This window comes from Balneolaceae bacterium, assembly GCA_034521445.1.
Classification (GTDB): Bacteria; Bacteroidota; Rhodothermia; order Balneolales; family Balneolaceae; genus JAXHMM01.
In genome coordinates this window covers 367,436-387,785 of record JAXHMM010000003.1, presented here as the reverse complement: position 1 = coordinate 387,785, position 20,350 = coordinate 367,436, and the positions used below count along the sequence as shown (strand labels likewise).

Here is a 20,350-nt window from a genome sequence, read left to right as displayed (position 1 = left end):
AACAGGTATTAAGACCCGGCAGCACTCTTCCGGGCCAGGATTGGCTTGTACTATGTCGCTCATTAGAATTTCAATACTTTTCTTTTCTTTTACGCGTATTTTTCTAAAATTAGTTTGAATTTTTGCACTGTAAAATACGCCGCCGTTTGAAGGCGAGAGTATATGAAGATGACTTGCCGGGTACGCCATCCATTTTGGACACTCGTACTATGAGGGAGAGAAATCATCTTCTGATGGCAGTCTGACGACTCCATTCAATCAAGTCTGGTGCCACATGCACGCACAGCGCTTACTTTTCATTACCCTTCTATTATTGTTCCTGACAGGACTCCTGACCTGTACCAAGGTGGAAGTCTACACGCTGGATACCTCCGTCACTCCGGCTGAGGGCGGCATCGTAGAGCCGATGCCCGGCGGATACGACGAAGGCATTGAACTGGTGTTTCACGCAAGGCCTTCCGGTGATTACATATTCGATCACTGGGAAGGCGATCTGGAGGGAACTCGCAATCCGCAGGCGGTGGAGATCTCCAGCAATATGGAGGTAGGCGCAGTCTTTGCCCTGAAAACCTATTCCCTGAAGGTCGCAACGCAGGGGGAAGGAACCGTGGATGAGCAGGTGGTGGCTGGAGACTCTACATACGAACATGGCACACGCGTGCAGCTTACAGCTACACCGAATGAAGGATGGCGTTTCGACCACTGGGAAGGCGATCTTCAAGGTGATACCAATCCTGTTTCCCTGACAGTGGTGAATAATCAATCGGTCACTGCCGTCTTCGAATTGCAGGAGTATCCCTTCTCGACCACCATTGAAGGAATGGGCACTATACAACGATCGCCCGACCAGTTAATTTACAAGCATTTTGACAGCGTCACCCTTACGGCAGTTCCCGAAAAGGGATGGCAATTCAACCGCTGGGAAGGCGACCTGGAGGGCAACGCCAATCCCGATTCGCTGGTCATCGATGACTCTCTTTCAGTTACGGCCGTCTTTTCCTTCATCGAGAAACCTCCGACGGTTAAAACTTCCTTTGTTTCCAACATCCAGTCTTTTATTGCGAAAAGCGGGGGCGACGTGGTCAGTGACGGAGGAGCGGAGGTAACCGAACGCGGGGTATGCTGGAGCAAGAGTCCGGGACCCACCCTCGCGGATAACTGTTCCCAGAGTGGTTTAGGTACAGGATCCTTCGTGGTTTCCATGAGCTACCTGGATCCCGCATCCACCTATTACGTTAGAGCCTACGCCACCAACGAGGTTGCTACGGCTTATGGCAGCGATTTCAGTTTTACCACCGACAACCCCTCCGATCCCTATTCCTTTCTGTTATCCTGGCAACGTGACCCCACCACCACCATGACCATCGACTGGCACACGGACGACGTCGCCGAACAATGGATGCAGTACAGGCGGAAGGGCGACAGTCAGTGGAATACGGTGCAGGGCAAGGTAAGCGATTTCCCAGGTTCGGAACGGGTCATTCGGAGACATGAGATCACGGGATTACTTCCCAACACCACCTATGAATTCCGCTTTACCGGCCGTGATGTCTACACCTTTCGAACCCTCCCCTCCCAGCAAAGCCGCACCATACGTTTTGCGGCCGCAGGGGATGTCATGCACACCACCCAATGGATGAGTCAGACAGCCCAGGTTGCAGCACAGTACAATCTCGACTTCGTCATGCTGGGCGGCGACCTGGCCTATGCCAACGGCAATCCATTCTATGCTGGCCGATGGTACGACTACCTGGAGGTGTGGAGCGAGAACATGATTACCGCCGGGAACCGCGTCATACCCCACCTGGCCGCTATTGGCAACCACGAAGTCAAAGGTGCTTTTGTGGGGCGACATCCAGGGTATGAGCAGACCAACGCAGTCCGTGCTGACCTTGCGCCCTTCTTCTACTCCCTTATGGCCTTTCCCGGGCAGCCGGGCTACGGGGTACTCGACTTCGGCGACTATATGAGCCTGATCTTCCTCGATTCCAACCACACCAATCCGCCGGACGGCCAGCAGGCTGCATGGCTGGAGAATGCGCTGGCCAGCCGTCAGGACGGGCGGCACCTCTTTCCCCTCTACCACGTAGGCGCCTATCCCTCCCGTCGCCAGGACGAAATCACCAATCAGCTGGTGCGCCAGCACTGGGTGCCGCTTTTCGAGCAGTACGGGGTACGGGTAGCCTTCGAGAACCACAATCACAACTACAAGCGCACGGTGCCCCTTAAGGGAGGCGTTCAGAGCTCGGACGGCATTACCTATATGGGAGACGGCGCCTGGGGGGTGGCCATTGAGCCCAGCGAGCCCTATTCCTATTTCGCCAAAACCGCCCAGGTGCACCATTTCATCCTGGTGGAGGTGGAGGGTTCCCAGATTCGCATGCGCGTCATAGACGACAGCGGCAACCAGATTGACCAGGTGACGGTCGACCAGTGACGGCATGCCTGTCACGTCTCCAGCGCTCAGATAGGAACAACACCCGGTGGAACTATCGGGCGGGGCGAATGCTGGCAGACCGGATCCGGTTATAAGAATAAGCCATTGATCACGGAAAGGTCCGTCAAGTAACCCAAATGTCCGGCCGAATAATGAAGGAGCAAGTCCACCACCTCCGCGGCCTCACTCTGCCCTTACTCTCCTGCCTTCTGCTCCTGCTTTCCGCTTGCAGCGACAGCGTCTCCATGGACGACAACGGCAACGGCAATCCGCCGCCCGGGGAATTCGACCCGGATGCCTACGTACTGGAGAACGCTTTCCCCGGGCTCTCCTTCAACCGGCCCGTCTTGCTGACCGACGCCGGGGACGGCTCCGGCAGGCTGTTCGTGGTGGAGCAGAGGGGCACCATCCGGGTCTTTGAAAACGATCCGGGAACCTCCTCCAGCCGGCTGTTCCTGGATCTCCGCGGGAAGGTGGACGATTCCGGAGGCGAGGAGGGACTGCTGGGCCTGGCCTTCCACCCCGACTACACCTCCAACGGATACTTCTACGTCAACTACACGGCCGCCTCTCCCGCCCGGAGCGTCAACAGCCGGTTCACGGTTTCATCCGACCCGGACGTCGCGAATCCCTCCAGCGAATTGGAAATCCTCTCCTACGCCCAGCCCTTCAGTAATCACAACGGGGGGCAGCTGACCTTCGGACCCGACGGCTTGCTCTACATCGCCCTGGGCGACGGGGGCTCCGGGGGCGATCCGCGCGGCAACGGCCAGGACCGCACCACCCTTCTGGGCAGCATCCTGCGCATCGACGTCGACGGCGCAGAAGAGGGACGAAACTACGCCATCGCCTCCCGCAATCCCTTCGTGGGCAACGAGCAGGGCTACCGGGAGGAAATCTACGCCTGGGGGCTGCGCAATCCCTGGCGCTTTTCCTTTGATGCCGAGACGGGGCGCCTCATCGCTGGAGATGTGGGACAGTCCCGCTACGAGGAGATCGACCTCATCGAAAGCGGCGGGAACTACGGCTGGAACATCATGGAGGGGAACCACTGCTACGGCTCGCAAAACTGCGATCAGGCGGGACTGACCCCGCCGATCTGGGAGTACGCCCACAACGGCGGCAACGGCTCGGTGACCGGCGGCTACGTCTATCGCGGGGAGGATCTACCGGCCCTGGAGGGATACTACATCTACGCCGATTTTATTTCGGGGCGCATCTGGGCGCTGGACCTGTCTGATTCCGATAACCCCGAGAACCACCTGCTCATCGATTCCGACCTCAACATATCCTCCTTCGGCGTGGACGCCGACAACGAGCTCTACATCTGCGCCTTCGACGGCAGCATTTACCGCCTGAGGCATAGGTGATCGGCCCCTCCGCGGACTGTTCAATTCACGAACGTCAGTTATCGAGACTTTCCAATGGTTGGATCTCCCTGTCCGGACGATGTTTTGTGAGGTCGTAATTGGCCTGGAGATTCATCCAGAACTCGGGCGTTGTTTGGAATGCTCCGGCCAGAAGCCATGCAGTTTCCGGGGAAATTCCGCGCTTACCGTTCACTATTTCATTAATCCGTTGTATAGGGATGCCCAGGTGATCTGACAATTTTTGCTGTGTTATATCCAATGGATTTAGGAATTCTTCAAATAAAACGACACCGGGATGTGTGCTTGTCCTATTCTTGGGTAACATAGCGGGAAAGTCATTATTTATGATAATCTACGAGTGATACCTCGAAGGCGTCCGAGTCTATCCATTTAAATCAGGTCTTCGGTTGTTTTGTCACCGAATGTTCTGATCATTTCAATAAGTTTAATACTTTAACGGTAATCATGCAACTTCATTTTTCCTTAACTATTATAACGCATGTAATACATAGGTCTCCAGAGTGACGAAATCCTTACGCAAGTCCTGAGCGTTCGACGGGAGCATTTACCGCCTGAGGCATAGCTGATCGGCCCCTCCATGGGTTCTCATTTTATTCGTGAGCTTTGTATATTGGACCGCCCTCAGGCCAGCAGAATTTCAACGAATAAAGCAGCTTCCGCATGAAGTACTACGTATGCATTAAAATGGTGCCCGACGTGGACGCCCCCCTGCAGATCAAGGAGGGCGAGCTGATCCAGGACACCGACCGCATGATCCTGAACGCCTACGACGCCTCCGCCGTGGAGGAAGCCCTCGTGCTCACCGAAGAGCACGGCGGCGAAGTGGAGGTGGTGCTCGTGGGACCCGCCAAGGCTTCCGAAACCATTCGCAAGGCGCTGGCCATGGGCGCCGACAAGGCCGTTCACATTGAGACTACGGGGGAGGAAGACTTTGATTCGGCCACCTACGCCAACATCCTGGCAGCTTACTTCTCCGACAAGCAGTACGACGTCATCGCCTGCGGCAAGCAGTCCCAGGACACAGACGCAGGACTGACGGGCGGCATGCTGGCCCAGAAGCTGGACCTTCCCTACGCCACCAACGCAGTGGGACTGGCCAGCGAGGACGGCAAGCTGGTGGTCACCCGCCAGGGCGACAGTGGACAGGAGATCATCGCCCTCCCCGCCCCCTGCCTGGTGACCTGCTCCAACGACATGAACGAGCCGCGCATCCCCAGCCTCAAGGGCATCATGCAGTCCAAGCGCAAGCCGGTGGAATCGGTCGAGCTTTCTTCCCTTGGACTGGACGAGGAGGATCTCACCCCGCGCACCCGGGTAACCGGCTACCGCGAGAAGCCGGGACGCGAACCCGGACAGAAGTTTGAGGGCGAGCCCGACGAGCTGGCCCGCAAGGTGGCCGTACTGCTGGACGAGGAGGAGAACGTCCTCTGACACCACGACTTGCACAAGAAATTATCTGACAACCGAACCACCCGCATTCATGAGTTCCCTACTGACCCACATCTCCATTGCCGACGGCAAGGTCAAGCGCGCCTCACTGGAAGTGCTCTCCCGCATGAACGAGCTGGCCGAGGCCGGAGGACACGACAACGAGGCGGTGATTTTTCACCCGAATGCCTCCCAATTTACTGACCAGGTAAGCACATACGGCGCCTCCAGAATCTACCTGGTGGAGGACCCCATTTTCGAGAAGCACCTTAACGCGCCCGCCCTGCGGGCCCTGGTCAAGGTGGTGGAACAGGCCAAGCCCCGTCTCTTCGGCTTCGCCTCCACGGAAGGCACCAAGGACATCCTGGGTGCCCTGGCCGCCGCCACAGGCGCCTCCGTGCTGCCCGACGTCTCCGAATTTGAACTGGACGGGGAGGAGGTTACCGCACGCCGTCCCGTGATGGCCGCCAAGATCCTCTCCGATACCGTCGCCACCGGCGACACCATCCTGGTGTCGGTGCGCTCCGGCTCCTACGATCTGGCGGAGTCGCCGGCAGAGGCCGAAACGGTTTCGGTGGACTTCTCCTTCGACGACTCGGAGCTGCGCGCCGAGCTGCGCGAAATCATCGGCGCCTCCGGCGACAAGGTCGACCTGTCCGAGGCCGAAACCATCGTGGCCGCCGGACGCGGCACCAAGGACGAGAAGGGCCAAAAGCTGATCGAGGAGCTGGCCTCCGCCCTGAACGCCGGCATCGGGGCCTCCCGGGCCCTCACCGAGGCGGGCGTCATGGATCCCAGCCTGCAGATCGGGCAGACCGGCAAGGTGGTCTCCCCGCAGCTCTACATCGCTGTGGGCATATCGGGCGCCATCCAGCACGTGGCCGGCATGGCCAACTCCAAGGTGATCGTGGCCATCAACAAGGACCCCGACGCCCCCATCTTCGACATCGCCGACTACGGCATCGTGGGCGACCTCTACGAGGTGCTGCCCCCCTTCATCGAGAAGATCCGCAAAATCCGGGGCTGAGCGGCCTCCCCCGCACTCCGGCCGGCGGGCGCATGGCCCCGGCCTAATCCAGACATCCGACCATGGACGAAAAATTCGACTGCATCATCGTGGGAGCCGGGGTGGCCGGACTGGCCGCCGCCATGGAACTGGCCCGCAGCGACATGAAATTCCTTCTCATCGAGAAGGGCGAGTTCGCCGGCTCCAAGAACGTCTCCGGCGGGGTGCTCTGGGGACACGACCTGGACCGGCTGGTGCCTGAGTACTGGAAGGAGGAGGACGGCGGATGGGAGCGCTTCATCAACCACCGCCGCCTGACGTTTATGGACGGGGAGTCCGCCTTTTCGGTGGATTTCAAGTCCTCCCACTTCAACGAGCCCCCCTACTCCGGGGTGGTGGTGCTGCGCTCGAAGTTCGACCGCTGGCTGGCGGGCAAGGTGGAGGAGGCCATCGCCGACAGCGCGCATCCCATGGACTCCTTCATCGCCACCAACATCAAGGTGGACGAGGTGCTCATGGAAGGCGGCCGCGCCACCGGCATCCGCACCGGCGAGGAGGAGTTCCATGCCGACAGCGTGATCATCGCCGAGGGGGTCAACAACCTGCTCACCCGCCAGGTGGGCCTGCAGGACGACTACGTGCCGGCTGACCATATGCTGACGGGCATCAAGGAGGTGATCCGCTTCGAGCAGTCGGTGCTGGAGGACCGCTTCCAGCTGAACGGACGCAGCGGCATGTCCAACGAATTCCTGGGCTACGCCACCAACGGCGTGGAGGGGGGCGGCTTCCTCTACACCAACCGCGAGACGGTGAGCGTGGGACTGGTGCTGGGTCTGAAGGACCTGCGCGAGAAGGAGCAGAAACCCTATGACATACTGAACCATTTTAAATCCCATCCCGCCGTCGCCGACATGCTGCGCGGCGGCGAGGTGGTGGAGTACTCCGCCCACGTGGTGAGCTCGGGCGACAAGCGCGTGATGCCCCGCAAGCTCTACACCGGGGGACTGCTGGTCTGCGGGGAGGCCGCCAACCTGCTGCTGAACGCCGGCAAGGCCATCCAGGGCATGGATTTTGCCATGCGCTCAGGCATCCTGGCCGCCGAGACCATCGTGAAGGCCAAGGAGAAGGACGATTACGGCGAGCAGGCCATGAGCGCCTACCGCAGCGCCCTGGACGACAGCTACGTTATGAAAGACATCAACAGTTTCCAGGACGCCGTACACATGCTGCACGCCCCCGAGATGTTCAGCGACGTGCCTAACCTGGTCTGCGACTTCGGGCGCAGCTTTTTCACCATCGACAACTCCCCCACCCGCAAGTCGCGGAAGATGATGGCCGACGCCGTGCGGGAACATTCCTCCTGGTGGGACCTGTTCAAGCTGGGGATCCGGGGAGCGAAGTCACTCTAAGAATTTACCGCCATGAAACTGCTTAAACTCACCGAACAACTGGGACTGGTAAGCTACCGCAACCAGTCGAAGTCCGAGATCAAGCCGCACATCGAGGTGGACACCTCCATCTGCAACTCGGTCTGCCCGCACAAGTGCACCACCTACGTCTGCCCGGCCAACTGCTACACGATGGACGAGGAGGGGCAGGTCCATTTCCAGGTGGAGGACTGCATCGAGTGCGGCACCTGCATGTACGCCTGCGATCAGGGCGCGGTGAGCTGGAACTACCCCGATCCCGAAATTGGCCGGGGCGTCACCTGGAACTACGGCTGAAACCCGGCCTCTACTCTTCTCAAATCCCTTAATTTTTTCCATGGACCAAGCGTCAACTTCCTCCCGTACCGCCCTCAGTTTCTCCCTTTCCGAAGACCAGCAGCTTATACGCGACAGCGTTCGCGATTTTGTGGAGCGCCACGTCGCACCTGGCGTCAAGGAGCGCGACGCTTCCAAGGAGTTTCCCCACGATCTCGTGACGATGCTGGCCGAACAGAACCTGATGGGCATGCCCCACCCCGAGAAGTACGGGGGAGGCGGCGTGGACACCGTCACCTTCTGCCTGGCCCTGGAGGAGATCGCCCGATGGGACGCCTCTCTGGCCCTTACGCTCGCCTCCCATACCTCCCTGGGATCCGGGCACATCGCCCTGGCCGGCACGCCCGAACAGAAGAAGCGCTTCCTGACGCCCCTGGCGCGCGGCGAGAAGCTGGCGGGCTGGTGCCTGACCGAACCGGGCTCCGGGAGCGACGCCTCCGGCATGAAGACCACCGCGGTGCGCGAGGGCGACGAATGGGTGATCAACGGATCGAAGATTTTTATCACCCAGGGTTCGGTGGGCGACCTCTATGTGGTGCTGGCCAAGACCGATCCCGAAAAGCGCTCCAAGGGCATCAGCGCCTTCATCGTCGAGCGCGAACGCGAGGGCGTACAGCCGGGCGGCAAGATGGAGAAACTGGGCATGAACTCCTCCGACACCACCGAAGTGCATTTTGAGAACGTCCGGGTGCCGGCGGAGAATCTGCTGGGCGGGGAGGGCGAGGGTTTTCTGGACACCATGCAGGTGCTGGACGGGGGACGCATCGGCATAGGCGCCCTATCGGTGGGCATCGCCCGCGGCGCCCTGGAGGAGTCGATGAAATACGCCCACGAGCGCAAGCAGTTCGGCAAAGCCATCGGCCGCTTCCAGTCCATCGAAAACAAGCTGGCCGACATGGCCACGCGCATCGACGCCGCCCGATTCCTGGTACACCGCGCCGCCTGGCTGAAAGACCAGGGCAAGTCCTTCACCAAGGAGGCTTCCATGGGCAAGCTTTTCGCCTCCGAACTTGCGGTGGAGGCCGCCGACGAGGCCGTGCAGATCCACGGGGGCTACGGATACATCAAGGAGTACCACGTGGAGCGCTTCCTGCGCGACGCCAAGCTGATGACCATCGGCGAGGGCACCAGCGAGGTGCAGCGCATTATCATTGCGCGGGAGCTGCGCCGTGAGTTTGGCGTTGATTAGTCTCAAAGTCTCATAAGTCTGGAAGTCGTGAAGTCTGGAAGTCGGGGGGTCTTTTTTTTGCTGAAGTTGAGTTATTTATAGCCTGTCCCTTTCTGCCAGCAGCTACCGCCTGATGGCTTTCAGCCCGTAACCTCTACCCGTAGCTCACTGTCTGTAGCTCACTGCCTGTCCCCACTGATAGGAATTCCTGTGCAACCCGAACCCGGCGCGGTTTGTACTGAAGCACCCCACGTTGTGAAGTGCCTCTTTGGGTAGTCTACAGGCATCAAAACCTCTGTGCCGGGATTTTGATGGGTTTGAACTATTTGTGGTGGAAGAAGACTAGGTAAGGGGTGGGGGCAAAACAGCCAAATTTCCATGATCGAAATTTGTGAATTTATCACAACACCGCCGGGCACCAGCGTCTCCTAAGCCCTCCGGAGGGAGGTGGGCACTTTGGTTTTTGTGAAAAAATCACAAAAATAGAGGACCGAAATTGGGACCCAACAGGCCTACCCCCCACCCACCGCCGACTTCCCGACTTCCCGACTTCGTGACTTTCCGACTTTCCGACTTTATGACTTTCCGACTTCCCGACTTCCAGACTTTCCGACTTTATGACTTTCCGACTTTGTGACTTACCTTCCCGCTTAAGAGCCTAATCTGCCCCAGAAAGACCCGACCCGACAAACACCATGGCAAGCAACCGCTTCAATCCCGACGACGCCTTTCTTTTCGAATCCGAACTCGGCGAGGAAGACCGCCTCATCATGGAGACCGCGCGGGACTACGCCCAGAGCAAACTGGAGCCCCGTGCCCTGAAAGGCAACCAGGAGGAGTATTTCGACCCGGAGATCGCCACCGAAATGGGCGAGCTGGGACTGCTGGGCGCGGCCATCGATCCCCGGTACGGGGGCGGGGGCGCCAGCCATACCGCCTACGGGCTCATCGCCCGCGAGGTGGAGCGCGTAGATTCGGGCTACCGCTCCTTCATGTCGGTGCAGTCATCCCTGGTCATGCATCCCATCGAGGTCTTCGGTACCGAGGAGCAAAAGGAGCGTTTCCTGCCCCGACTGGCTTCCGGCGAAATCATCGGTTGTTTCGGGCTGACCGAACCGGACCACGGTTCGGACCCCGGTTCCATGAAAACCACTGCGGTAAAGACCGACAGGGGATGGATCCTGAACGGTGCCAAGATGTGGATCACCAACTCCCCCATCGCCGATATGGGATTGGTCTGGGCCAAAGCCAAGGAGAACAAGGAGGACGAGGGCGAAATCAGGGGCTTCCTGGTAGAGAAAGACATGGAGGGCTACAGCGCCCCGGCCACCAAGTACAAGATGTCCCTGCGCGCCTCCGAAACCGGGGAGATGGTTTTCGAGGACGTCTTCGTGCCTGACGAAAACGTTTTCCCCGACGTTACCGGACTGAAAGGTCCCTTCACCTGCCTCAACAGCGCACGATACGGCATCGTGTGGGGCGCCGTGGGCGCCGCCGAGTTCTGCTACCAGCGGGCGCGGCAGTATGTGATGGAACGCACCCAGTTCGGCAAGCCCCTGGCCGCCACGCAGCTTATTCAGACCAAGCTGGCCAACATGCTTACCGAAATTACCCAGATGCAGCTGCTCGCCTGGCGGCTGGGCAAGCTCAAGGACGAGGGACGCGAGCATCCCTCCATGGTCTCCCTGGCCAAGCGCAACAACTGCGGCACCGCACTGGAAATCGCGCGCACCAGCCGCGACATGCACGGCGCCAACGGCATTACCGGCGACTACCGGGTCATCCACCATGTAATGAACCTGGAATCGGTGAACACCTACGAAGGCACCTATGACATCCACGGGCTGATCCTGGGTCGCGAGCTGACCGACATCCAGGCCTTCGTGCCCAAGGGCTGAAACACCTCCCATTGTCATCAACACCCAACCTGTCCCCCGCCATGAACCAGATCCACCGCATCCGTACCCTGCCCCTGCTGTTGGCCGCGCTGCTGGCGCTCACCTCCCTCGGCCTGGTTCATCAGGCCACAACACTGCCGGGCTCCAGCCTGCCGGCGACCACCCAAACAGCCACCACCCAGCAGGCCACCGAAATCACCACCTTCATCCTGGTGCGTCACGCCGAAAAAGCCACCGCACCCGCCAACGACCCGGCCCTTGCGCCCGCCGGCGTGCAGCGCTCCCAGCGCCTGGCTGAAATGCTGGCGCATAGCGGCGTAACCGCCATCTGGTCCACCGACTTCACCCGCACCCAGGAGACCGCCCGGCCCCTGGCGGAAGAGCTGGGCTTGGAAGTACGGAGCTACGATCCAAGGAGGGAAAATCTGGCCGAGTGGCTGATCGACCGTACCGAGGGAGGCACCGTATTGGTAGTGGGCCACTCCAACACCATTCCGATGCTGGCCAACGGGCTGCTGGGTGAGGAGCGCTTCGAGGAGTACGAGGAATCCGACTACGGGAATCTGTTGATCGTAACGCTGGACGCGGAGGCCGAGGATAACAAAGCCAAGGTGCTCCACCTGCGATTCTAGGCAGACGAACAGTTTCCAGGCAGGCGCGACGCCCTCCCCCTCCTCCTCTACCTCCAGCCCGCCGTGCGCACGGTGTCGCCCATCGTGATGCGGTCGACCACGTTGATCCCCTCCACTACACGTCCGAAGCGGGTATAGGCGCCGTCCAGGTGCGGCTTCCACTGGTGCATGAAGAAGTACTGGCTTCCCTCGGTATCGGTGCCCGCGCTGGCGATGCCGGCGGACCCGCGGCTGAACTCCTGTTCGCTACCCTCAGTGGGAATGATAAAATCGGGTCCCCCGAAACCGTCGGCCCGCTCGATGTCACCTCCCTGGATCACAAAATTGGGGATCACGCGGTGGAAAGGCACTCCGTCGTAGGCGCCCGACATGGTGAGGCTGTCGATGGCCGAGACGGTGGCGGGGGCGGAGAGCAGGTCCATCTGCACGGCGATGGTGCCCTTGTCGGTCTCCAGGGTCCAAACGGGATGGCGTCCCATCTCCCAGAGCCGGTCCCAGCCGGGTGTGCGAAAGGAGGCATCCGAGCCGGCAGGCACGCTTACGTCCCAGCCCGCCTGCGCCAGGGAGCGGTTCAGCGGGGCGTAGTCGCGTGCGGCGAGGGAGTCGACCAGCGGCCGGGCCTGCTCGCGGTAGCGCTCGTGCAGCAGTCCGGCAAAGGACTGGTAGACCTCGATGTCTTCCGGCAGGCGAAAAGCGGAAAGTCCATCGCCTATACGGGACCAGTCATCGGTCCCGAAGAGACGCTGGTCCCCGAATAGCCCAGGCAGGGCGTAGGCGGTGCCCCGGTCGCCCGTCTCCAGGGCGCGGAAGGTGAGGCTGCGCAGGCGCTCGCGCAGCTCGGGCTCCAGTTCCTCGCGATCCTGCAGGAAGGAGGTGAGCGACTGCACGGCGTACATGGTGCGAAGGCGCGGCCCGCCCTGGATGAGTCCCTCGATCCGGTTAAGGTAGGCCTCCCGGTTGTGGTGCGCCCTGAAGAGGTTTAGGGCGCTGGGGAGGTAGTAGGCCTCGCGTTCCAGGATTCGGTCAAAGCGGTCACGAAACTCCGAGAGGCGGTCGGGCTCCACGCCGAGCACCAGTTCCAGGGCCTCCAGCCAGACGCCGGGCTCGGTTTCGGTGGCGAGCAGCTCGCCTGAGATGTAGCCGTAGGGATTGTCGCCGGTCTCCAGGCGTCCCTGCAGGCTCTGAAGGGCGCGGGCGCGCACCGAGGGATTGGCGTGGCGCACCAGGAAGCTGGCGTCCAGCATGTGTCGCTCGTTGAGTGGAACGCCGGCCAGGGCCGTGGCCAGCTCATAGGCCAGCTGCACCTGGTATTCCAGATCGTTCTCGCCGTTGTAATAGACCGTCACCTGGTGAAAGGCGGCCTCGCCCAGCAGCTTCACCGCGTACTGGTCCACCGGCTCCATGCCCAGACCGTAGCTGCCCCAGAACTGCCGCAGGCTGTCGCGGGCGACCTCGGTGAGCGGTTCGGCGGCACCCCGGTAATAGCCGTAGAGGTAGCGCCGCACCACGTCAGGGTTGCTGCGGTCCAGGGCCTGTCGAAGCACGTTGATCTGCTGCGCCTCGCCGGCGGGATGGCGCGTCAGGAGTCGGCTGAGTCCCAGCGCATAGCCCGCCTCCCACGCCGAAGAGTCGGACTCGGCCAGGCGGTCAAGCATGAAATCGAGAGAGGCCTCATCGCCCTGCCGGCCCAGCACCAGGCTGATGCCCTCGCGGCTGCCGGGCCGCTGGTCCCAGGCCTGCTCAAGAGCGCGCAGACGGGGTCCCGGAAGCTCGTGCATGCTGAGCGCGAACCAGGCGTTCGGTTTGTCTTCGCGGAGCACCCGATCGGCAAGCCATCCGGTGGAATCCACCGGCGTATTGGCCAGGGCGCGCCAGGCCTGGGCGCGTACGGTGGAGTCTTCGTGGGCCAGGAAGGCCTGCAGGGCCGATGCATCGCGGTTGAAGACTCCCCGGTAGAGTTCGGGATAGGCCGAGGTGATCTGCTCGTCGGTAATGGGATAGGCGCTGACGCCGGGCTGGGTAGTGGTGTAAAATTCGATGGCGAGCAGCAGGGCCACCACAATGACCATCAGCGTCGCAAGGACTTTGAGATTTCTCATGGACTAGAATCCGGGGTTATGGTCTTCGGCCTGTTCCACCCGCTCGGAATCCTTCTCCGAGGAGATGGTGTTGAGACGGCCGTTGGCATCCCTGCGCGCCTCATAAAGCTGGGAATCCTTGATCCAGGCGCGTCCCCCGTCGTGCTGGAAACGCTTGGTGTTCTTGAACATGAAGGCCTGGGTGTGCAGGTCGGGCAGTTTCTTCTCCTGGGACATGGGCGGTGTGGAATGTGGGTTAGATTGCTCGCAGGGCCGAAGTGCTGCGACCCGGCTCCCCTGACGGGGAATCAGGAATATAGAGCCTTTAGCGGGCAGTTTCTAGTTGAGGAGAACTTCAGCGGTTGCCTATTTACCGATGATCAGAAACGTGCCGCTGCTGTCACGTGAGAACTTCTGTATCTTATCGCTATTGGAACGAATAAGGTGGTGTATTTCGCTGGTACTGGAATTTCCGGAGGTTACCCAAATCACTTTAGGAGGTGATCCATATAGAAAGCTCCGTTGATGAAAATCGATATCTTTCGATATTATGGTGTAGCCTTTTTCCCTGGCATATTCCCAAATTGCAGAATCGCTAGCCTCCTGCAGATCAACTTGATAAACATGTAACGAATCTGGAAATAGATCTTCCAGCAAATTCACCAAACGGTAAGACAGATTTTGATCGAACAAGAGTTTCAATCAGTATACTCGGTCAACTTTCGTTCCCGGTCAGCAGCAAATGCCAATGTGGCCTTAATATCGTTTGTCGTTAATTCCGGAAAATCATCCAGAATTTCTTCCTCGGACATACCTGAAGCCAGATAATCCAAAATATCATAAACAGTGATTCGCATACCCCTGATGCAGGGTTTGCCACCTCGTTTGTCGGCTTCAATAGTTATGTATTTGGAGTAATCCATGTATCAAATATACATCAACCTGAAATTGTAGCCAAAAGCTTCCTGTGCAAACACGATACAACTTTACTATTTCCCATACCCTTCACTTCATGCGGGGTGCAATTCCTCTTTCATTTAGGCCGGATAACGCTTATATTCGGAGTCTGTAATAATGCCGTTTCGCAGGCCGGCCGAATACCGGCGGCCGATAGGGAACGGAGGCAGGAAACGACACCGAACAAGGCATTTTCACCCGTAAAAGCAAAAAGAGTTCAGATGTACGCAGTAGTTGAAATTGGAGGACATCAGTACCGGGTTTCCGAAGGCGATGTCATTTTTGTAGACAAACAGAGCGACGAAGCCGGCATCACCCTTAACTTTGACCGGGTCATGCTGATCAAGGATGACAACGGCGGCGTGATCGTGGGCAAGCCTGTGATCGAGGGCGCCAGCGTGACGGCGGACCTGGTGGACAACGTAAAGGCCGACAAGCTGATCGTCTTCAAGAAAAAACGCCGCAAGGGCTACCAGAAGAGGACGGGCCACCGCCAGACCATGTCCCGCCTCGAAATCACCGACATCTCCTCCTCCGGCGGCGCCAAAAAGAGCGCCAAGTCCACGAAAAAGGACGAGAAGGCCAAAACGGACAGCGCTTCCGGCAAGGAGGCCGCGGAATCGAAGGCCAAGGCGAAGTCCGAAGCCAAGTCTGAATCCAAGTCGAAACCGAAGGCTGACGCCAAGTCCGGCGGCGAGGCCCCCACAAAGGTTTCCACCGATATGAACGCCAAGGAGGCCATCGACCACATTCGAAACACTCCCCTGGAGGAACTGGAAGGTTTCGTACCCGGGGACGAAGACCGCGTCACCGTGCAGCGGGCGTGGGAAAGCAAGCAGGAAGAGTAATTTTCTAAACCCCTCTACACCATGGCACATAAGAAAGGTCAAGGTTCTACAAAGAACGGACGCGACTCCATCTCAAAACGCCTCGGCGTCAAGAAGTATGGCGGCGAAGTAGTTCGCGCCGGCAACATCATCGTGCGCCAGCGCGGCACCAAGTTTCACCCCGGCGAAAATGTAGGCCGCGGCAAGGACGATACGCTCTTCGCCAAGGCGGACGGGCAGGTCATGTTCCGTGTACGCTCCGGGGGACGCAAGTACGTAAGCGTGGAGCCCCAGGGCTGACCGCGCCGCAGCCCGGCGACGGGCCGCAGGAAATACACTCCGGCATTAGTATCAGAAAGCTGTTCGCTCACCGGCGGACAGCTTTTTATTTTTTATATTGCTTCGCATGAGCATGCTGCAACTCCCCAATCTCGACGGCCTCGCCCCGGGCTCCATCTACTGCATCGGCCGCAACTACGCCGAACACGCCCGTGAACTGCAGAATGAAGTCCCCGACCGTCCCCTGGTCTTTCTCAAGCCGCGCAGCAGCCTGATCGGCGACGGGGGCGAAGTCGTGTTGCCGGCAGCCAGCCGCGAGGTCCACCACGAAGTGGAGCTGGTGGCGGCCATAGCTAAGGCGGAGGGGAGCGGGGCTGCCGGTTGGGCTGCCAGTCCGAAGGCCGGCGCGAATACCGGCGCGTCCGGTTGGAAAAACGTGCCGGAGCACGAGGCCCTGCGCGCGGTGGCAGGCTATGCCGTGGGCATCGATGTCACGGCGCGCGACCTGCAGCAGCAGGCCAAGGAGAAGGGTCACCCGTGGACGGTGGCCAAGGGCTACGACACCTTTGCCCCCCTGGGCAGCTTCGTGCCTTCGGAGGAGGTCCCCGATCCCCAAAAACTGCAGCTTAGCCTGACCGTGAACGGGCAAACCCGGCAGGAGGACTCCACCTCCCTCATGCTCTTCCCCGTGGCCCGGCTGATCGCCTACCTCTCCTCCATTTTCACCCTGATGCCCGGCGACCTGGTCTTTACGGGGACGCCCAAGGGGGTCTCACCCCTGGAGGAGGGCGACCGTATCGTGGCCGAACTGGAAGGGGGACGAAGCCGCGTGGCCGTGACCGCCCGCCGGGAAAGCCCGTGAGCCGGCATCGCCCATACCGTTTCACGCGCCTCCCGGGCCGGACGTCAAGATCCTTTCGATTTCTGGCACGGGTGATACCGGGCACCGTCCTGGCCTTCTGCCTCCTGCTGCCGGCACAGTTCCTGCTCCCCGCCGGGGAGGCCCGCGCCCAGGACGTCATCGCAAGCGGCGGCGAACGTGCGGACTCCGTCGCCGCAAGCGCTGCAGGACATGAACCCGCCCATGCCACGACCGAGAGCGACTCCCTCGCCCCTTCCTGGCTGCGGGCGGAGTACCTCTGGCCCACCGAGGCCAGCCGCAAGCTGAGCTCCACCTTTGGTGAGACCCGCTCCGCCCACTTTCACGCGGCGCTGGACATCAAGACCTGGGGGCAGCGCGGCTTCGAAGTCTACGCCACCCGGTCGGGCACCCTCCACCGCATCGCCATCGGTCCCAGGGGATACGGCAAGGTGGTCTACCTGCGTCACGACGACGGCTCCCTCTCCCTCTACGCCCACCTGATGGCCTTTGCCGAACCCATCCAGCGGCTGGCCGACTCGCTGCGCATCGCCGACGACTACGCCTTTGAACTGGATCGCACCCTCGACTCCCTGCAGATCCGCATCGAGCAGGGAGAGACAGTTGGACTCAGCGGCGCATCGGGCATCGGTCCTCCCCACCTGCACTTCGAGCTGCGCACTCCCTCCGATCGCCCCTTCAACCCGCTGCTGACCAACCTCCGTGTGGAGGATACCATCGCGCCCGCCTTTTCGGGACTTGCGGTGGAGCCGCTCACCATGGCCTCCACCGTGGAGGGCGCGCACCGCACCGTCACCCGGCGCGCCTGGCGGGACAGCGGGACCTTCCGCATGGGCACGGTGCGGGCCTCCGGGGAAATCGGCCTGGCGGTGGACGTCTACGACCAATCCAACGACGTCTACAACGCCTACGCCGTGCACCAGCTGCGCATGTGGGTGGACGGGGAACTGCGTTTTCATGCGAAAGTGGACAGTTTCGCCTACGACCAGACCGGACAGATGTTCATCGACCGGGTCTATCCCCTGCTGCAGTCCACCGGCCGGGGCTATCAGCGCCTCTGGATCGCCGACGGCAACACCCTCCCCTTTTATACCAGCCGGGGATCGGCCGGGGGACGCCTCCGCCTGGAGCCCGGGCGCCACGAGGTACGCATCGAGGCGGAGGACTTCTATGGGAATCGCAGCACGGCACAGCTGAGCCTGGACATAGTGGAGGAGATCGGGATTGCGGAGGCAGAGGGGGCCAGTGCGGCCAAAGCCGATCCGGCGGCGTGGCGCTGGGAGGCCGACTGGGTGGCCATTCCCCGGGAGGAGTGGAGGGGGCTGACCGTGGGCCTGGCCTCGCCGGGCACTCTGCCTTCCGGCACGGGCGAGGTGCTGCTGGACCTTCGCGGCAGTGGTGCGTCCGTCTATATGAGGGAACATATGGAGGAGGGATGGACGCTCCGGCGGGTGGTACCCTCCCGGCCGGCCCTGCTGAGCGCAGGCCACCCTCCCCTGCGCACGGCGCGCTGGCAGGTGGAGACCCTCTCCCCGGGCATCGACGCCCGAACGGCGGAGAGGATGGGTCCAGGCGAGACCGGAAGCCGCGGCGATATGCAGTCCGTAGCGCAGTCTGAAGTGCGCAACAGGGAGCAACGACAGATCTTTGCGCGCTTTCCCGCCGGCGCCTTCCACGATACCCTCTCGGCCGGGCTTTACCTGCGCGCTGGATCCAGCGAGGGCGACACCCTGCGCCTGGACGTGCTGCCGGCGGGCATGCCCGTGAACGGGAGCTACACCCTGCATTTGCCGGCCTCGCGCGTTCCGGGCGACCGTTACGCGCTCTACCGTCTTGAAGAGGGGCGCGACCGCCTGGACTACCTGCCGGGAGAGATGCAGAAGGGCTACCTGGTTTCGGAGGCGGAGCAGACGGGCACCTTTCTGCTGCTGGAGGACCGCACCGAACCCCGTCTCCATTCGCCGCACCTGGCGCGCAGACCGGACGGGCAGTGGATCGTTACCGTACAGGCGGAGGACTCCCTTTCAGGCATCGACCACCGCCGCACCGTCATGGAGGTCAACGGGGTGCGCGGTATCGCCGAATATGAGCCCGAAGACGACCGGCTGGTCTACTACCTGCCCCGCTTCACGCCCTCCGCCGAGATGACCGTCCGCGTAGAGGCGTGGGACCGTGTGGGCAACAGCGCCACACAGACGTTTCGCCTTGGCGGTGAGGCGCGCTAAGGCAGAATGACACGGCCCCGTCGGTCGCAAAACGGCCCTGTCGGCCGCAAACCGGTCACCCGACATGCTTCGTCCGGCATGCAGGGTATCAGAGATGTGCGATGCAGCCGATTTCCACCCGGCAGTTTTTGGGGAGGGTCTTCACGGCCACCGTCTCGCGGGCGGGGGGATTCTCGCCGAAATAGCCGCCGTAAATCTCGTTGACCGTCGCAAAATCGTCCATGTCGGCCAGAAAGATACTGCACTTGATCACCTGGTCGAAACCGGAACCGGCCTCCTCCAGCACGGCCTTCAGGTTCTTCATGACCTGCCGCGCCTGGCTTTCCACGTCTTCGCCGGCGAACTCGCCGGTGCCGGGCACCAGGCCGATCTGTCCGGAGCAATAAAGGATGCCGTCATACGCCACCGCCTGGCTGTAGGGTCCAATAGCCTGCGGTGCCTCAGATGTGTGAATAATCTTCTTCATGGGTGGATTCGGTTTGTACGGTTTGGATTAGAAAGTCTTCCAGGTGACGGGCGAACTCTGCGGGTCGCTCCATCATGGGTGCGTGCCCGCAGCGGTTGATCCAGCGGAGTTCGGCTGCAGGCATCAGACGCGCGAAGCTCTCCCCCACCTCGGGGGGTGTGATACGGTCCTGCCTCCCCCAGACCAGCAGGGTACGGTGTGGAATGTCGGGCAGCATCTTCTCCATATGGTAGTTGCGGGTCTCCCGCGCCAGCGAAAGCAGGCGCACCATCTTGCGGGCATCGAGCACCACTTCCTGGATTTCGTCAATCATGCGCTCGTCAACCAGGTCTTCGTAAAAGGTGAGGGAGGCCTGCCGCCGAATGTATTCGCGGTTACTGCGCTTGGGAAAAGTGGTGCCGAACTCCTCCTCCATCAGACCGGAACTGCCGGTCAGCACCAAGGCTTCCGCGCGGCCGGGGCAGCGGCGCGCCAGCTCCAGGGCGATGTGGCCTCCCATAGAGTTGCCCAGCACCATGGGCGCTGTCAGCGATAGGTGGTCCATGAATCCCAGCACCCAGCCGGCCAGCTGTGGAATGGTCAGGTCGGCGCGCGAGCGACTGTAAAGGGGAATGCGGGGCACCACGATGCGGCAGTCCGATTCCCTCATATGGGCCGCCAGGGCGTCAAAGTTACTGAGTCCCCCGAACATGCCGTGGAGGAACAGCAGAGTCTGCCTGGGCTCCCCGTCGGAGGGGAATAAATCCAGGTAGGTGTAACCGTCGTCCTCATGGACGGGAAAGCGGGTGTTGCTGAACATAATGCCCTGTTTGCACGTCGGTAATACGGTGATGCAATATAAGCAACCCGCCGCCGGAATGCAGAAGCCTTTGTCTCCTCCCCCGCCCCGCGGGAAGGGTGCGCGCCTCCCCTGCC

19 protein-coding genes are annotated in these 20,350 nt (G+C 60.9%); 13 read left to right on the top strand and 6 right to left on the bottom strand.

The window, feature by feature from the left end:
* Window positions 1-274 precede the first annotated feature (274 nt).
* Together U5K31_02250 and U5K31_02245 are read left to right on the top strand one after the other, a co-directional pair.
* Complete coding sequence (locus U5K31_02250; GenBank protein ID MDZ7771550.1) at window positions 275-2,437, top strand: fibronectin type III domain-containing protein; 2,163 nt, start codon at window positions 275-277, stop codon at window positions 2,435-2,437.
* A gap of 152 nt (window positions 2,438-2,589) precedes the next feature.
* A complete protein-coding gene (locus tag U5K31_02245; GenBank protein ID MDZ7771549.1) occupies window positions 2,590-3,807 on the top strand; it encodes a PQQ-dependent sugar dehydrogenase in 1,218 nt (405 codons plus the stop codon).
* Window positions 3,808-3,841: 34 nt separating this feature from the next.
* Here the strand turns inward: U5K31_02245 and U5K31_02240 are convergent, their stop codons facing one another.
* The gene (locus U5K31_02240; GenBank protein MDZ7771548.1) at window positions 3,842-4,132 is read right to left on the bottom strand and encodes a HigA family addiction module antitoxin; all 291 of its coding nucleotides are present in this window, start codon (window positions 4,130-4,132) and stop codon (window positions 3,842-3,844) included.
* A 356-nt stretch (window positions 4,133-4,488) separates the two neighbouring features.
* Here U5K31_02240 and U5K31_02235 point away from each other — a divergent pair, with 356 nt between their 5' ends.
* From U5K31_02235 to U5K31_02205, 7 genes are all read left to right on the top strand, one after another.
* Complete coding sequence (locus U5K31_02235; GenBank protein MDZ7771547.1) at window positions 4,489-5,259, top strand: electron transfer flavoprotein subunit beta/FixA family protein; 771 nt, start codon at window positions 4,489-4,491, stop codon at window positions 5,257-5,259.
* A gap of 49 nt (window positions 5,260-5,308) precedes the next feature.
* A complete protein-coding gene (locus tag U5K31_02230) occupies window positions 5,309-6,283 on the top strand; it encodes an electron transfer flavoprotein subunit alpha/FixB family protein (protein MDZ7771546.1) in 975 nt (324 codons plus the stop codon).
* Window positions 6,284-6,345: 62 nt separating this feature from the next.
* On the top strand, window positions 6,346-7,671 hold the full coding sequence (locus U5K31_02225) for an FAD-dependent oxidoreductase (protein MDZ7771545.1): 1,326 nt from the start codon (window positions 6,346-6,348) through the stop codon (window positions 7,669-7,671).
* 12 nt (window positions 7,672-7,683) lie between these two features.
* The gene (locus tag U5K31_02220) at window positions 7,684-7,986 is read left to right on the top strand and encodes a 4Fe-4S binding protein (GenBank protein MDZ7771544.1); all 303 of its coding nucleotides are present in this window, start codon (window positions 7,684-7,686) and stop codon (window positions 7,984-7,986) included.
* A gap of 40 nt (window positions 7,987-8,026) precedes the next feature.
* On the top strand, window positions 8,027-9,214 hold the full coding sequence (locus U5K31_02215) for an acyl-CoA dehydrogenase family protein (protein MDZ7771543.1): 1,188 nt from the start codon (window positions 8,027-8,029) through the stop codon (window positions 9,212-9,214).
* Window positions 9,215-9,888: 674 nt separating this feature from the next.
* On the top strand, window positions 9,889-11,091 hold the full coding sequence (locus U5K31_02210; protein ID MDZ7771542.1) for an acyl-CoA dehydrogenase: 1,203 nt from the start codon (window positions 9,889-9,891) through the stop codon (window positions 11,089-11,091).
* Between the two features lie 41 nt (window positions 11,092-11,132).
* Window positions 11,133-11,723 carry a phosphoglycerate mutase family protein gene (locus tag U5K31_02205; GenBank protein ID MDZ7771541.1) on the top strand — a complete coding sequence of 197 codons (591 nt, stop codon included), beginning with the start codon at window positions 11,133-11,135 and terminating at the stop codon, window positions 11,721-11,723.
* 47 nt (window positions 11,724-11,770) lie between these two features.
* Here the strand turns inward: U5K31_02205 and U5K31_02200 are convergent, their stop codons facing one another.
* From U5K31_02200 to U5K31_02190, 3 genes are all read right to left on the bottom strand, one after another.
* Complete coding sequence (locus tag U5K31_02200; protein ID MDZ7771540.1) at window positions 11,771-13,822, bottom strand: peptidylprolyl isomerase; 2,052 nt, start codon at window positions 13,820-13,822, stop codon at window positions 11,771-11,773.
* Between the two features lie 3 nt (window positions 13,823-13,825).
* Window positions 13,826-14,038 carry a hypothetical protein gene (locus U5K31_02195; GenBank protein ID MDZ7771539.1) on the bottom strand — a complete coding sequence of 71 codons (213 nt, stop codon included), beginning with the start codon at window positions 14,036-14,038 and terminating at the stop codon, window positions 13,826-13,828.
* A gap of 461 nt (window positions 14,039-14,499) precedes the next feature.
* The gene (locus U5K31_02190) at window positions 14,500-14,724 is read right to left on the bottom strand and encodes a DUF433 domain-containing protein (GenBank protein MDZ7771538.1); all 225 of its coding nucleotides are present in this window, start codon (window positions 14,722-14,724) and stop codon (window positions 14,500-14,502) included.
* Window positions 14,725-14,979: 255 nt separating this feature from the next.
* Here U5K31_02190 and rplU point away from each other — a divergent pair, with 255 nt between their 5' ends.
* The 4 genes from rplU (at window position 14,980) to U5K31_02170 (ending at window position 18,969) form a co-directional block, all read left to right on the top strand.
* The gene (gene rplU / locus U5K31_02185) at window positions 14,980-15,606 is read left to right on the top strand and encodes a 50S ribosomal protein L21 (protein ID MDZ7771537.1); all 627 of its coding nucleotides are present in this window, start codon (window positions 14,980-14,982) and stop codon (window positions 15,604-15,606) included.
* Between the two features lie 21 nt (window positions 15,607-15,627).
* Entirely contained in the window at window positions 15,628-15,885 is a 258-nt protein-coding gene (gene rpmA / locus U5K31_02180; GenBank protein MDZ7771536.1) for a 50S ribosomal protein L27, read from the top strand.
* Between the two features lie 106 nt (window positions 15,886-15,991).
* On the top strand, window positions 15,992-16,726 hold the full coding sequence (locus tag U5K31_02175) for a fumarylacetoacetate hydrolase family protein (protein ID MDZ7771535.1): 735 nt from the start codon (window positions 15,992-15,994) through the stop codon (window positions 16,724-16,726).
* Complete coding sequence (locus tag U5K31_02170) at window positions 16,723-18,969, top strand: M23 family metallopeptidase (protein ID MDZ7771534.1); 2,247 nt, start codon at window positions 16,723-16,725, stop codon at window positions 18,967-18,969. The genes U5K31_02175 and U5K31_02170 overlap by 4 nt, the downstream gene beginning before the upstream one ends.
* A gap of 88 nt (window positions 18,970-19,057) precedes the next feature.
* Here U5K31_02170 and U5K31_02165 read toward each other — a convergent pair whose 3' ends face one another.
* Together U5K31_02165 and U5K31_02160 are read right to left on the bottom strand one after the other, a co-directional pair.
* Window positions 19,058-19,435, bottom strand: coding sequence for a RidA family protein (locus tag U5K31_02165; protein MDZ7771533.1), 378 nt, complete (start codon window positions 19,433-19,435; stop codon window positions 19,058-19,060).
* Window positions 19,410-20,234 carry an alpha/beta fold hydrolase gene (locus U5K31_02160; protein MDZ7771532.1) on the bottom strand — a complete coding sequence of 275 codons (825 nt, stop codon included), beginning with the start codon at window positions 20,232-20,234 and terminating at the stop codon, window positions 19,410-19,412. Before U5K31_02160 ends, U5K31_02165 begins: the two co-directional genes overlap by 26 nt.
* Window positions 20,235-20,350 lie beyond the last annotated feature (116 nt).

Excerpts from the sequence above, each read along its gene's own strand:
- U5K31_02210 (MDZ7771542.1), top strand. The coding sequence starts at position 9,889 with ATGGCAAGCAACCGCTTCAATCCCGACGACGCCTTTCTTTTCGAATCC.
- rplU (MDZ7771537.1), top strand. The coding sequence starts at position 14,980 with ATGTACGCAGTAGTTGAAATTGGAGGACATCAGTACCGGGTTTCCGAA.
- U5K31_02205 (MDZ7771541.1), top strand. The coding sequence starts at position 11,133 with ATGAACCAGATCCACCGCATCCGTACCCTGCCCCTGCTGTTGGCCGCG.
- U5K31_02230 (MDZ7771546.1), top strand. The coding sequence starts at position 5,309 with ATGAGTTCCCTACTGACCCACATCTCCATTGCCGACGGCAAGGTCAAG.
- U5K31_02245 (MDZ7771549.1), top strand. The coding sequence starts at position 2,590 with ATGAAGGAGCAAGTCCACCACCTCCGCGGCCTCACTCTGCCCTTACTC.
- U5K31_02190 (MDZ7771538.1), bottom strand. The coding sequence starts at position 14,724 with ATGGATTACTCCAAATACATAACTATTGAAGCCGACAAACGAGGTGGC.
- U5K31_02215 (MDZ7771543.1), top strand. The coding sequence starts at position 8,027 with ATGGACCAAGCGTCAACTTCCTCCCGTACCGCCCTCAGTTTCTCCCTT.
- U5K31_02225 (MDZ7771545.1), top strand. The coding sequence starts at position 6,346 with ATGGACGAAAAATTCGACTGCATCATCGTGGGAGCCGGGGTGGCCGGA.
- rpmA (MDZ7771536.1), top strand. The coding sequence starts at position 15,628 with ATGGCACATAAGAAAGGTCAAGGTTCTACAAAGAACGGACGCGACTCC.
- U5K31_02235 (MDZ7771547.1), top strand. The coding sequence starts at position 4,489 with ATGAAGTACTACGTATGCATTAAAATGGTGCCCGACGTGGACGCCCCC.
- U5K31_02195 (MDZ7771539.1), bottom strand. The coding sequence starts at position 14,038 with ATGTCCCAGGAGAAGAAACTGCCCGACCTGCACACCCAGGCCTTCATG.
- U5K31_02240 (MDZ7771548.1), bottom strand. The coding sequence starts at position 4,132 with ATGTTACCCAAGAATAGGACAAGCACACATCCCGGTGTCGTTTTATTT.
- U5K31_02200 (MDZ7771540.1), bottom strand. The coding sequence starts at position 13,822 with ATGAGAAATCTCAAAGTCCTTGCGACGCTGATGGTCATTGTGGTGGCC.
- U5K31_02220 (MDZ7771544.1), top strand. The coding sequence starts at position 7,684 with ATGAAACTGCTTAAACTCACCGAACAACTGGGACTGGTAAGCTACCGC.
- U5K31_02175 (MDZ7771535.1), top strand. The coding sequence starts at position 15,992 with ATGAGCATGCTGCAACTCCCCAATCTCGACGGCCTCGCCCCGGGCTCC.
- U5K31_02165 (MDZ7771533.1), bottom strand. The coding sequence starts at position 19,435 with ATGAAGAAGATTATTCACACATCTGAGGCACCGCAGGCTATTGGACCC.
- U5K31_02160 (MDZ7771532.1), bottom strand. The coding sequence starts at position 20,234 with ATGTTCAGCAACACCCGCTTTCCCGTCCATGAGGACGACGGTTACACC.
- U5K31_02250 (MDZ7771550.1), top strand. The coding sequence starts at position 275 with ATGCACGCACAGCGCTTACTTTTCATTACCCTTCTATTATTGTTCCTG.